Raw genomic sequence first — 12,752 nt, 5'->3', positions numbered from 1 at the left:
CAAGCGGCGAGTCGCCGAAAACTCTACGTTGTTTGTCGATTAACGTACGCGGCGCAGATAACCATCCGGCGCGACTGTGATCAGCAACTTGCTGTGTATGGCCTGATCGATTTCGAAATCACGGTTCTCTTCCAGGTACGCCCACACGGCAGTTTTCGGGTTGTCACCCTTGCCCCACGGACGATCCGGGAACGCGTCTTCCGGCATGTCTTCGACCACGGTGTCCATGACCACGCAGTAGCTGCCCACCGAAACCATCGGTGCGTACAGGCGCAGCTCTTCGAGGACGTGCTCGTGGGTGTGGTTGGAGTCCAGCACCACCAGCACTTTCTTGCCCTGCACGCGTTCACGCACCTGGTCGACAATCGCGGTGTCGATGCTCGAACCCTGGATCATGCTGATCCGCTTGAACATCGGGTGCGCTTCGATGGCTTCGCGGTTGTGCTGGCGGATATCGATGTCGACACCCAGCACTTCGCCGTGGCCGATCAGTTCCAGGATCGAGGCGTAGAACACCAGCGAACCGCCGTGGGCAATACCGGTTTCAACGATCACGTCCGGACGCAGGTTCCAGATGATTTCCTGCATGGCGACCATGTCCTGCGGGAACTGAATGATCGGCCGGCCCATCCAGCTGAAGTTGTAGGTGTATTTGTGTTTGGCAGTGGTGGCGACCCAGTCCAGGGACTCGGTTTGCAGTGCCTTGTCTTCCTGCAGGCCTTCGATGTTGGCTTTTACTTCTTCGCGAAACTGCTCATGTGGATTCATTGCAACTCTCCAAAAATTCGGGAAACGGCTTACTTGAACACCTTGGCGTCCGGGTAAGGCACCGTGTTGTTCTTGATGATCCTGGCGGGATTGCCCACCACGACCGAAAAATCCGGGACATCTTTCGTCACCACGGCACCCGCGCCGATGGTCACCCAGCGACCAATGCGCAGACGCGGCAGGATCGTGGCGTTGGTACCGATGAAGGTGCCGTCACCGATCTCCACGCAGCCGGCGATACAGACGCCGGGCGCCATGAACACCGAGTGGCCGATCCGTCCCTCGTGCCCCACCACACTGCCGGCACTGATGCTGGTGTTGTCACCGAGTTCGACCTCGGCCTGCATCAACACGCCTTCCTGCAGGTAACTGCCCTGCCCCATGCGAATCATGCTCAGGTCGATGCCGGGGTGGATGAACTGACCCAGTCGCGCACCAGCCTCGACCAACTGGCAGGTGGTTTCGTAGCGTAAACGGGTACTGCCGGTGATCAGATTGACGAAGCGCACGTCCGGCCCATTGAGTTCGGCCACCCGCTCCGAACCGCCGACCACCGGCACGCCATAAAACAGCGTGCCGTGCTTGCGCGGATCGTTATCGAGAAACGCAAACTCGATGTTCGGCGTGCTGCGCTTGACGGCCTGCAGCATGCGCACCGCTTCCGGGTTGGCGGCGCCCAACAGATACATCTTCACGGTGCTTTCCTGCTGGCCAGCAAGTCGAGCACCACTTGCACCACGCGCTGCTGATCGGCGTCAGTCATTTCGTGATAACTCGGCAGGTTGAAGGCACGCTCGGGCAACGCGAACGCCAGCGGGGTGTCGACCACGTATTCGCTGAACATCGGCAGCGACGACAGCGGCCAGAAAAACACCCGGGCGTCGATATCCGCCGCCTGGAAAGCCGCAATCAACTGATCGCGATGGATGCCGGTGTCGGCATCGAACACCACGGTCGGCATCCAGTAACCATTGCGCCCATGGGCCGGTTCCGGATTGAGCGATACGCCCGGCACACCTTCAAGCGCCTGCGCATAGTTGGCGAAAATCGCCCGCTTGCGCTCGATCAACTCTTCGATGCGCTCGACCTGAGCGCAGCCGACCGCCGCCTGCAGGTTGCTCATCTTGTATTTGAAGCCGACGAATTCCGGCCAGAACTGCTTGGTACTGCCCGCGACCCGGCCGTGGTTGGACAGGGTCAGCACGCGCTCGTACAAGGCCTTGTCCGAGGTGACGAACATGCCGCCTTCGCCGGTAGTCATGGTCTTGGTGCCGTGGAACGAAAAGGCGCCGAAGGCACCGAGCGAACCCGCCGCCTTGCCACGCCATTGCGAACCGATGGCTTCGGCCGCGTCCTCGATCACGGGAATGCCGAACTCCTTGCCGATGGCCAGCAAGGCATCCATGTCGCAAAGATTGCCGTAAAGGTGAACCGCCAGAATGGCTTTGGTGCGCGGGCTGATCGCGTTTCTGACCTGTTGCGGATCCAGGCACCAGCTATCGGCCAGCACATCGACAAAGACCGGGGTCGCCCCCAGGTAAGTGATCGGCGCCGCCGAAGCGATCCAGTTGGTATTGGCCAGGATCACTTCATCGCCGGCGCCAACACCCAATGCCGCCATGCCCATGTGCAAGGCCCCGGTGCAACTGGAGGTGGCGATTGCATAGGTCGCACCCAGATGCTCGGCGAAGCCGTGCTCGAAGCGGGTCAGGTATTCGTAGCAACGCGCGCCCCAGCCGTTCTGCACGGCATCCAGGGCATATTGCGCTTCGAGTTCGCCGACACTCGGTTTGGTGTAGTGGATTCTGCTCATTGAATGCTCAACTCCGGAACGGCGACGACAAAGCGTGCACCCCATGTTTTGGCTTCGGCCAGTTGTTGCGTCACTTCGCTCAACAGGTTCCAGGGCAGAACCAGAATGTAGTCCGGCCGCTCTTGCGCAATGCGCTCGGGTGCCACGATCGGAATGCGGCTGCCCGGCAGGAATTTGCCCTGTTTGTGCGGGTTGGCATCGGCGACCCACGCCAACAGATCCGCTCTCACGCCGGCGTAGTTGAGCAAGGTGTTGCCCTTGGCTGCCGCGCCATAACCGACCACACGCTTGCCCTCGGCCTTGGCCTGCAACAGGAAGCGCAGCAGCTGGTGCTTGATGTTTTCGGCAGCCGGCGCCAGCGTCGCGTAGTACCCGGCGGTTTTCACGCCAGCGTCGAGTTCGGCCTGCAACTGCTGCTGAACCGCCGGTTGCACGGCACGGCGTTCGCCATCCTTGCGCTGCACGAACACCCGCAACGATCCGCCATGGGTGGTCAACGGGCTGACGTCGAACACTTCCAGACCGTTGCGCTCGCACAGCGTTTGCACGGCGGTCAGGGACAGGTAGGAATAGTGCTCGTGGTACAGCGTGTCGAACTGCGCGCCGGCCATCAGCGTCAGCAGTTGCGGGAATTCGAAGGTGGCAACGCCGGTCGGCTTGAGCAGCGCGGCGAAACCACCGAGGAAGTCGTTGATGTCCGGCACGTGGGCCAGCACGTTGTTGGCGGCCATCAGATCGGCGCCCCAGCCTTCGCTTTTCAACTGTGCTGCGGTGTCGCGACCGAAGAACAGTTCACGAATCTCCAGGCCTTTTTCCCGCGCTGCCTGCGCGGTGCTGCGAGTCGGCTCGACGCCCAGGCACTGGATACCGCGACCGGCTACGTACTGCAGCAGGTAACCGTCGTTGGCGGCGACTTCCACCACGCGGCTGTCAGCCGTCAGGCCAAAGCGCTCGACCATCTCGGCCACATAGCGTTCGGCATGGGCCAGCCAGGTGCTGGAGAACGAACTGAAGTAGGCGTACTCGGCATCGAACAGGCTGTCGGCGCTGGTGTAATCCTCGGTCTGGACCAACCAGCATTGCTGGCACACGGCGACCTTCAATGGCACCCAATGTTCGGCCTGTTCCAGCCGATCGGCGTGCACGTAGGCGTTGGACGGTGGCGAGGTGCCGAGGTCAATCAGCGGCAGGCTCAGCGGTGCGGCGCACCCACGGCAGTTCATAGACGCACTCCAGCAAAGTGTTGATCGAGCGCGGGATGGCTGGAATCACGCGCTGACAAATTATTGACAGGCAACGGCCAGGCAATCGCCAGCCGTGGATCGTTCACCGACAGGCCGGCCTCGTGCTCCGGCGCGTAATCGGCGCTGTGCAGGTAAAGCAGCTCGGCATCCTCGGTGAGGGTCTGGAAACCATGGGCGAAGCCGGCCGGAATCAACAGGCTGCGACCGTCGCCGGCCTTCAGGTGCTCGGCGTGCCAGTGCAGGAAGGTTTCGGAGTCCGGGCGCAGGTCCACCGCCACGTCCCACACTTCACCGCGCAGGCAGGTGATCAACTTGGCTTCCGGCGCGTTGGCGTTCTGGTAATGCAAACCGCGCACACTGCCCTTTTCGCGAGTGCAGGAGTGGTTGATCTGGCGGATGTGAAACTCGGCGCCGAACGCACTCAGGCTGCCCTCGCAGAACAGCCGGGCGAAGTGCCCGCGCTGATCTTCGAAGCGCTTGTGCTGGACGCTGAACAACCCGGCCAGCGGCAACTGTTTCAAGGAAAACTCGCTCACAGCGCGCCCCGGTACAGGTTCAGTTGACCGAGAGTGACGGTGCGCATGTCGTCGCCGTTCTGCCACGCCAGGTGCCAGTCGAGGGTCTGGGTCAGGCATTGCTGCAGCGACCAGCGCGGTTGCCAGCCAAGGACCTGACGGGCGCGGCTGCTGTCCAGACGCAGCAGACCGGCTTCGTGCAGTTCGCTCGGTTCGATGCGCAGACCACGGGCCTGTGGCCAGCGATTGGCGAGCAGTTCGACCACTTCGCCGACGCTGCACATGTCCGTTTCGCCCGGGCCGAAGTTCCACGCCCCGGCGTATTCCGGGCCTTCTTCGTAGAGCCCGGCGGCCAGTTGCAGGTAGCCGGCCAGCGGCTCCAGCGCGTGTTGCCATGGGCGCACGGCTTGCGGGTAACGCAGGGTCACCGGCTCGTCGGCCGACCAGGCTTTCAGTACGTCGGGAATCAGGCGCTCAGGGGCGAAGTCGCCGCCGCCCAAGACGTTGCCAGCGCGCGCGGTGGCCAGGGCCAAGCCGTGCTCGGCGTACTTGTCGGCCGGAAAGAACGACGCGGCATAAGACTGCGCCAACAACTCGCAGCAGGCCTTGCTGCTGCTGTAAGGGTCGTGTCCACCGAGGGCTTCGTCTTCGCGGTAGGGCCACAGCCATTCCTTGTTGGCGTAGACCTTGTCGGTGGTCACCAGCACACAGGCCCGCACACAACCGACCTGACGAATCGCTTCGAGCAGGTTCAGGGTGCCCATGACGTTGCTGGAATACGTGCCGAGCGGATCGCGATAACCTTCGCGCACCAGCGGCTGGGCCGCCAGGTGCAGGACGATCTCAGGCTCGGTGTCGGCGATGATCTCGAGCAAGGCGCCGAGGTCACGCAGGTCGCCACGCTGGTCGTTGATGCCTTCGTGCACCCGCGCCAGTTCGAACAGGCTCGGCTCGGTCGACGGGTCGAGGGAAAAACCGCTGACTTGCGCGCCGAGGCTTTGCAGCCACAGGGTCAGCCAGCTGCCCTTGAAACCGGTGTGACCGGTGACCAGAACCCGCTTGCCGCGCCAGAATTCCGGACTCAGTCCCATTGCTTCCATGGGGCCTCCCCGGTCTGCCACAGCGCTTCGAGGTGATTCTTGTCGCGCAGGGTATCCATCGGTTGCCAGAAACCGTCGTGCTGATAAGCCATCAGCTCGCCACGCTCGGCCAGGCCATCCAGCGGACCGGACTCCCACGACGTCTCGTCGCCTTCGATCAGCGGCAGGACTTTCGGCGACAACACAAAGAATCCGCCATTGATCCAGCCACCGTCGCCACGGGGTTTTTCAGTGAACCCCAGTACGCGATCGCCTTCACGGTTCAGCGCGCCGTAACGTCCCGGCGGCTGTACGGCGGTGACAGTCGCCAACTTACCGTGGGTCAGGTGGAAATCCACCAACGAGCTGATGTTCAGGTCCGAGACACCGTCGCCATAAGTGAAGCAGAAGGCTTTTTCGTTTTCCAGATAGCGTGCGGCGCGGCGCAGACGGCCACCGGTCATGGTTTCCTCACCGGTGTCGATCAGCGTCACGCGCCACGGCTCGCTGTAGTTCTGGTGAACGTCCATGCGGTTTTCACGCATGTCGAACGTCACGTCGGAGGTGTGCAGGAAGTAGTTGGCGAAGAAGTCCTTGATCGCGTAGCCCTTGTAGCCAAGGCAAATCACGAAGTCATGAATTCCGTGTGCGGAATACTGTTTCATGATGTGCCAGAGAATTGGCTTGCCGCCGATTTCGATCATCGGTTTGGGCTTGAGGTGCGACTCTTCACTGATGCGAGTGCCCAGGCCACCCGCCAAAATAACTGCCTTCATGGTCTCCCCTCTCGTTCGTCACAGGGCTGCGCGCGGCTTTATGAGCTTTGCGGCCTTCTGGCTAAACCTTTCTGCCGGTCCGGGCGCAGGTGCAATGACCGCGAGCGCTCGTTTTATGGCGATTTGAGGGGGACTTGCAGGAAACGCGCCAGCTCCGCCGACGCTGCGTCGATGGGGACACGGGCATGAAAAAAGGGATGAGTCCGTTGCCGGACCCATCCCTTTCATCGAGCGGTTTCAGTGAATCGACCGGATCAACCGAACAGGGCAAACCCGTCGGCAGCGGCTGGCAGGCTGTAGGCCTGGCCATCCGCGGTCTGGATGTGCTCGATGTTGTTGAAGCCCGCATACCAGCCTGCCAGTTTCACACCACTGGTCGGCGCACCGACGCTGCCGTCATTGGCGCTGTGCAAATAGGCGTCGTCGCCGATACGGGTCACGTTCAACTGGCTGGCATTGGCAATGGTGTTCAGGATCAGGGTGTCGTTCAGGCTGGTGCCGCCGTCCTGAATCACCACCAGACCGGAGGTATTCACCACGTAAGTGTCATCACCTTCACCGCCATTGGCGAAACCACCGGAGGCCTGCTGGCCGGCAAGGTTGAGAATCAACCGGTCGTCACCCTCGCCACCGAACAACGAGTAGGTGCTGCCCTTGCCGGTCAATACGTCGTCGCCGATACCGCCGATGGCGCTGCCGTTGAACACTGTCACGGTGTCATTGCCGTCCTCACCGAATGCGTTGGTACCCAGATCGTTTTCGGCACCGACAATCACATCGTCGCCCGCACCGCCATACAACTGATCGGCCTGCGCATTATCGGCCACACCTTCGAGGCTGAACGGTCCGATGTCGGACACCAGGCCGCCGTAGATAACGTCGTTGCCGTCACCGCCATTGATCAGATCGCTGCCGCGCCCGCCTTCCAGGTAGTTGTCCGCTTCGTTGCCGGTCAAGGTGTCGTCGAAATGGCTGCCCATCACGCCTTCGACATTGGTCAGCGTATCGCCCTGCGCATCACCACCCAGGTTGATGCCGGTCTGCAGATTGATCTCTACCGCCGAGGCACTGGTGAGGTACCAGACGTTATCGATGCCATCGCGACCATCGATCGAATCACCGCCGCCACCTCCGATGAACGTTTCATTGCCGGCCGAACCGATGAAGTCATCAAAATACTGACTACCCTCGATCAATTCGATCCCGGTGTATTCAGGGACCGAATTCAAAGGTTTGTAAGCGGCACCGCTCAGGTCGATCGTCATCGGCATGAAGGCGTATTTGAAACTGAGCAGATCCTGCCCCTGTCCGCCGTCCAGGCCAAAAAACCAGGACATGCCGTTGGCGTAAAAGGTGTCGTTGAAGTCACTGCCACGGATGATCTCGATATTCTGGAACGTATCGCCGTCAGCGATCCCCGAGAATTCCCGGGTTGCCCAGTTCAGCGTCATGGCGACCGTGCTGTCGCCGTAGCTGAGCACATCGATACCGTCGCCACCGTCGAAGGAATCACCTTTGGCACCGCCGAACAGCACGTCGTTGCCACTGCCGCCAACGATCGTGTTCCAGGTGTCGTTGCCGTAGCCGGTGAAGTCGCCGGTCCCGGTGTACGTGAGGTTTTCAACGAACGGATCCAGGTGCATCACCGACAGCGTGGTGTACACCTGATCGGTGCCGCCCATGAAGCCCTCGACTTCTTCGATGGTCACACCGGTGCTGTTGATGAAGTACACATCGTTCCAACCGCCACCGGCCAGGGTCACGCCACCGATGTTGGCGGTGAACTGATCTGCATTGTTGGTGCCGATGATCTTTTCGACATTGCGAAAGGTGTCGCCCACTGCATTGATACCACTGCCGATCTCGATGGTGACCGGCCCCGGGTTCCATTGGTAGCTCACCGTGTCGTAGCCATCGGAACCGTCAATGATCATCGACCCTTCGAAGCGATAGATCAGATCATCGAACTTCGAGCCTTCAATGGCTTCGATATCGGTGAAGGTGTCTCCGTAGGCAATGGTCAACCCGTCGTAGTTGTTCCAGTCCGAAACCCTCACTCCCTCGAGGCTGTCGCTGTAGCTGACGGTATCGAAACCTTCGCCACCCACGAAGTGATCCGCCCCGTCGCCGCCCCACAGCCAGTCGTTGCCGGCACCGCCGATGATCTCGTTGTCGGTGTCACTGCCGTAGGCCTTGAAATCACCCGTACCGGTGAAGGTCAGTTTCTCGATGAAGGGGTCCATCTTGATGGTGTTGAGACTGGTGCGAAGTTCGTCGTAACCGCCGTAGCTTTCTTCGATGATGGTCACGCCTTCGCTGCCGACGATGTACACATCGTCACCCCAGCTACCGTCCAGCGTCACACCGGCAACGTTGCCAGTGAAGGTGTCGTTGAAAGATGTACCGATGACTTTCTCGACATTGAGCAAGGTATCGCGCTTGCCCTCGGCGCCCGTGACAGTCCACGCGTCATTGCCGATCTCGACATTGACTGCCGAAGACAGCACGCGATAGTCCGCCGTATCAAACCCCTCGCCCCCATCCAGCACGTCCGATCCGCCACTGCCGATCAACTGGTCATCCGACTCCAGTCCATAGAGTTCGTCATTACCATCGGTGCCCATCAGGTAATCCACATCACTCGTTCCATTTACTACTGACATTTGCTTCTTCCTTGCGTTGTTGTTGAGGCTGGAAACCTGCAATCCCGGGCACCGCTCGCCCCCTCTGCGTCAATCGTCCGAGACCGGCTATCAAGGGGTATCGACAGAGAATTGCGGCTTGAGGTGCCGGGCAAAAAAAGTATCCGAGTTGATACAAATACGAATTTCGAGGTGAAAAAAAGGCGACTGCAAAAGTCGCCTGTTTTTTTGGGGGTAGCGTCCGTGGACCGGTCAGTCCGCCAGCCAGCCGTTTTCCCAGTAACGCAGGTTGTCGCCGCGCAAGACGTAGTCGCGCAACACGACCTCACGCAACTCGTCGCCCATGCGGTAGCTGGCGTCCGGATCGGCCAGGTGCATGCGGATCGCCTGCAGCCACTCATCCGTGGTGTTGGTCTTGATCCGGGTGCACGGCAGGTAACCGCGATAGGCCTCGGTGTCGGTGCAGATCACCGGGTAGCCACAGGCGCCGTACTCCAACAGACGCAGGTTGCTCTTGCAGTCGTTGAAGATGTGGAACTCCAGCGGTGCCAGCGCCAGATCCAGATTGAGGCTGGCCAGTTTCGCCGGGTACACATCGAGGCCGATCACGCCGTGGAACTCATGCATGTACGGCCGCAGATCGTCCGGGCACATGCCGAAAAACACCCAGTCGACTTCATTGGCCAATTCGCGCACCACATCGGCGATCACCGCCAGGTCACCGTGGTGGCTGGTGCCACCGCCCCAGCCGACCCGAGGTTTTTTCGAGGTACGGCGCTGGCTGCGCAAATCGCTCCACATGTTTTTGGCCAGCATGTTCGGGACCACGCGGATGTCGCTGTGCATGCTCGACAGTGCGTTACCCAACGGCGCCGTGGACACCACGACCCGGTCACACATGCCGATCGCGCGCCGGACCAGTTTTTCCATCTCGTCCTTGTTCGGCATGTTGCGGATGTGCGCATTACGATGGGGAACGTCGATCACGTAGTCATCGAGCTCGTAGATCCGCCGGGCACTCGAGTACTTCTGCAAGCTTGGAATTTCGTTGATCGGTGCTTCGGCATAACGCCCCTGCAGAATGATCACGTCAGGGGACTGGCGCTCGACTTCGATGATGGTCGGCAGGTTGTAATGAATCCGTCCCAGCGCCCTGCCCGCTGCTTCCAGCTCGATCAGGGGCTGAGTCACACGGTAGTGACCGATCGCCGATGCGTTGACCGGCAACGCCAGGATCTTGGGCAATTGCGGCTGCGAAAACGGACTCCAGCCGGTACGCAGGCCCGGGTCGAGACTGAAGCTCGAGCCCCCCAGACCGTTCAGCGACAGGTTGGCGTTGTAGGCCGGATCCCGTGCGACGACCGGCAGCCAGCGCCTGTAGAAAGTTTCCTGCTCCTGGCCAAGCGCTGCTTCTTCGCCTTCCTTCGGGGCTTGCGCCGGTTGCGCGCCCAACGCCAACTGCGCGTAAGGCGTCCACACCACCAGGTAACCTTCCTGGCCAACCCGCAGGCACAGATCCACTTCGTTGAGTGACTGCGCCAGCGCCTGCTCATCGAGCCCGTTGACCGAATCGAACACAGCCTTGCGCACCATCAGGCAATCACTGCCGACGGCGCTCAGGTCGTGAGCGACCAATAGCCGGTACATGTAACCCGTCGCCTGCAACGACTCGCCGTAAAACGGTACGCCGGCCGGCCCTTGCAGGCCGAGGATCAGACCGGCGTGCAAGACCCGCCCGTCCGGGTTGAACAGTTTGGCCCCCACCACACCGACTTCGGGGCGCTGGGCGTGATTGAGCATTTCCGCCAGCCAGTCGCCATGGGTGATCACGGCGTAAGGGTTGAGCAGCAGGACGTATTCGCCCCGCGCCTGGCTCACCGCGAGATTGCGCACGGCGGCCATGTTGTCTTGCTGCGGGCAATCGAGGACACGAATCCGCTCGCTGCCCAATTGCGCCATGCCGTCAAACCAGGTCTGCGCCTCGACGCCCTGGCTGCCATTGTCGACCAGCAGCAACTCGTACTCGGCGTAGGCGGTCTTCTCCAGCAGGCTCTCGACACAGCGCTGCACAGCGGCCGTCTGATCCTTGCTGACAATGACGATCGACACCAGCGGTTGCCGGCCATGGTGGTAATCCACGCGGTTCAGCAGCGCCGAGGCGCCGTTGCGGATTTCATGGGCAATGCCCAGGCGGTCAAGGTGCGCCGAGATCAACTGCGAATTGCCGTCAGCCATTTGCGGTTCCGACAACCACTTGGCGAGGTCGAATGCCGACTCCAGCAGCACTTCGGAAATATGGCCAATGACCTGCGTGCCGTCGTTCTCGACCATGCGCCACAACACATCGTGGGGCGCCAGCTCGCCAAACGCGGAATCGAAACCGCCGAGTGCCAGGAACCGTTCGCGCTCGAACGCCAGGGCCCGGCCCACATAGGGGTAGCTGCGCATCAGGTCCAGGTTGAAGTCCGGCTTGAACACCGGCTCGGTCGACTCGCCCTCGCTCAAACCACCTTCATCGCTGTAAAGGCAGGTAACGGTTCGCGAGAGCGCAATGCGCTCGGCCATCACCAGCAGCGCCGGCACCACCAGACGATCACCGGCACGCAGCAGGTAGAACCAGTCGGCACCTTCCAGCTGCGGCAAGAGTTCGTTGATCTGCTGTTGCCAGTCCTCCTGCAACGGCATGCGCAAGACGCGCTCTTCGAGCTGCGTCTCGGTGCAGGAGGCGGACAACACAAGGGTCAACTCGGGCAGGTATTCCTGTGCCTCGAGCGATTGCAGGGTGAGATCCAGCGCCGAGCGACTGCCCTGCTCGTCAATGATCAGCGGCACGATTTTCGGTACGCGCGGCCATGCCGCGAGCGTATCCGGCAGCAGTTCGCGCTGGCCTTCGGTCAGGTTGCGGCATGCCAGCCACTGCGCATACAACTCGGCAAAACTGACACTGGAAACGCCGACATGCCAATCCTGGGTGGTCTGTTTGGTGCCCAGCGTCCGGCTCAGCGGCAACTCTTCCCAGACCTGTGGCGATTCCTGCGCCTTGGTGATCGGCACATAACGCACCCAGCCCGGCGCCGGGGCCGATTCGCCACTGCGCGCCTTGAGCATCTGCGACAACCACTGGCGTTCGGTGTACGCAGCATCGCGCATTGCCTGTTGGCCACTCAAGCGCTCGGCGTACAGGCGCTCGACGCTCAGGACGTGATTCGAAACCACCAGGTTGCCGCGACGCAACAGGCAGACGTACAACGCAAAATCCAGGGTCGCGACAAAGCAGGTTTCGGGAGTGGTCAAGGCCGGGAGAAGCTCCAGCACATCGGCCCGGCGAAACAGTGCATTGCTGAAACCGCCGAGAATGTTGACCGGGAAATTCTCGAAAATCGCCAGCAGGTCATCCCCCTTGAACAGTCCGCACACCGGCGACAACGGGGTATTTTCCAGGCGTGAAGGCAACGGACGGTCGTCGGCATCCCAGAACAGACGCTGGGCGAGCACCAGATTGACGTCCTGCTGATCGATGAGAACCTGTGCCTGGCGCTCGATGCACGTGCCAAACAATTGGTCGTCATCACACAGAAACTTGATGAACTCGCCCTGCGCCTGCTCAAGGCACGCATGCAGATTGCCGACCAGCCCGAGCGTGCGCGCATTGCGCACGTAGCGCACGGCCACGCCGGAACTCTCGATCACCGAGGCGACGGTGGTTTCAATCTCGTTGCCGCGACTGTCGTCGCAGACAATGACTTCAAGATTGCCATAGCCCTGGCTCACCGCACTGAGCAATGCCCGTTCGAAGAAACGTGGATTGAAGGCAGGAATGACCAGGCTGACGAGAGGAAGTGAATTCACGGCGGGCTCACAGGCGGTGCGAGCCCGCTCAGAAAAGCGAGCCCTTGAAACCGCTAAAGACATTGA

9 protein-coding genes are annotated in these 12,752 nt (G+C 61.1%); all 9 read right to left on the bottom strand.

The genetic code is table 11. The annotated features are described in order from the left end of the window. Positions 1-39 precede the first annotated feature (39 nt). The 9 genes from IF199_RS07945 to IF199_RS07905 all read right to left on the bottom strand — a co-directional run bounded on the left by IF199_RS07945 (position 40) and on the right by IF199_RS07905 (position 12,686). On the bottom strand, positions 40-768 hold the full coding sequence (locus IF199_RS07945) for a cephalosporin hydroxylase family protein (RefSeq protein WP_102620328.1): 729 nt from the start codon (positions 766-768) through the stop codon (positions 40-42). A 29-nt stretch (positions 769-797) separates the two neighbouring features. Next, positions 798-1,463: an acetyltransferase gene (locus IF199_RS07940; protein ID WP_096822200.1), complete on the bottom strand. Its 666-nt coding sequence runs from the start codon at positions 1,461-1,463 to the stop codon at positions 798-800. After that, on the bottom strand, positions 1,460-2,581 hold the full coding sequence (locus IF199_RS07935; RefSeq protein ID WP_096822201.1) for a DegT/DnrJ/EryC1/StrS family aminotransferase: 1,122 nt from the start codon (positions 2,579-2,581) through the stop codon (positions 1,460-1,462). The genes IF199_RS07940 and IF199_RS07935 overlap by 4 nt, the downstream gene beginning before the upstream one ends. Beyond that, a complete protein-coding gene (locus tag IF199_RS07930; protein WP_192560085.1) occupies positions 2,578-3,804 on the bottom strand; it encodes a class I SAM-dependent methyltransferase in 1,227 nt (408 codons plus the stop codon). The genes IF199_RS07935 and IF199_RS07930 overlap by 4 nt, the downstream gene beginning before the upstream one ends. Beyond that, positions 3,801-4,361 carry a dTDP-4-dehydrorhamnose 3,5-epimerase gene (rfbC, locus tag IF199_RS07925; protein WP_096822203.1) on the bottom strand — a complete coding sequence of 187 codons (561 nt, stop codon included), beginning with the start codon at positions 4,359-4,361 and terminating at the stop codon, positions 3,801-3,803. The genes IF199_RS07930 and rfbC overlap by 4 nt, the downstream gene beginning before the upstream one ends. Continuing rightward, positions 4,358-5,440 carry a CDP-glucose 4,6-dehydratase gene (rfbG, locus tag IF199_RS07920; protein ID WP_096822204.1) on the bottom strand — a complete coding sequence of 361 codons (1,083 nt, stop codon included), beginning with the start codon at positions 5,438-5,440 and terminating at the stop codon, positions 4,358-4,360. Before rfbG ends, rfbC begins: the two co-directional genes overlap by 4 nt. Beyond that, a complete protein-coding gene (gene rfbF, locus IF199_RS07915; protein ID WP_096822205.1) occupies positions 5,422-6,195 on the bottom strand; it encodes a glucose-1-phosphate cytidylyltransferase in 774 nt (257 codons plus the stop codon). The genes rfbG and rfbF overlap by 19 nt, the downstream gene beginning before the upstream one ends. Before the next feature lie 254 nt (positions 6,196-6,449). After that, positions 6,450-8,858, bottom strand: a complete 2,409-nt coding sequence (locus IF199_RS07910; RefSeq protein ID WP_192560084.1) for a calcium-binding protein — start codon at positions 8,856-8,858, stop codon at positions 6,450-6,452. 231 nt (positions 8,859-9,089) lie between these two features. After that, a complete protein-coding gene (locus IF199_RS07905) occupies positions 9,090-12,686 on the bottom strand; it encodes a glycosyltransferase (protein WP_192560083.1) in 3,597 nt (1,198 codons plus the stop codon). Between the last annotated feature and the right edge of the window lie 66 nt (positions 12,687-12,752).

Source organism: Pseudomonas allokribbensis, from assembly GCF_014863605.1.
In the GTDB taxonomy this organism is placed as follows: domain Bacteria; phylum Pseudomonadota; class Gammaproteobacteria; order Pseudomonadales; family Pseudomonadaceae; genus Aquipseudomonas; species Aquipseudomonas allokribbensis.
This window is presented reverse-complemented; position numbering and strand designations above follow the sequence as displayed.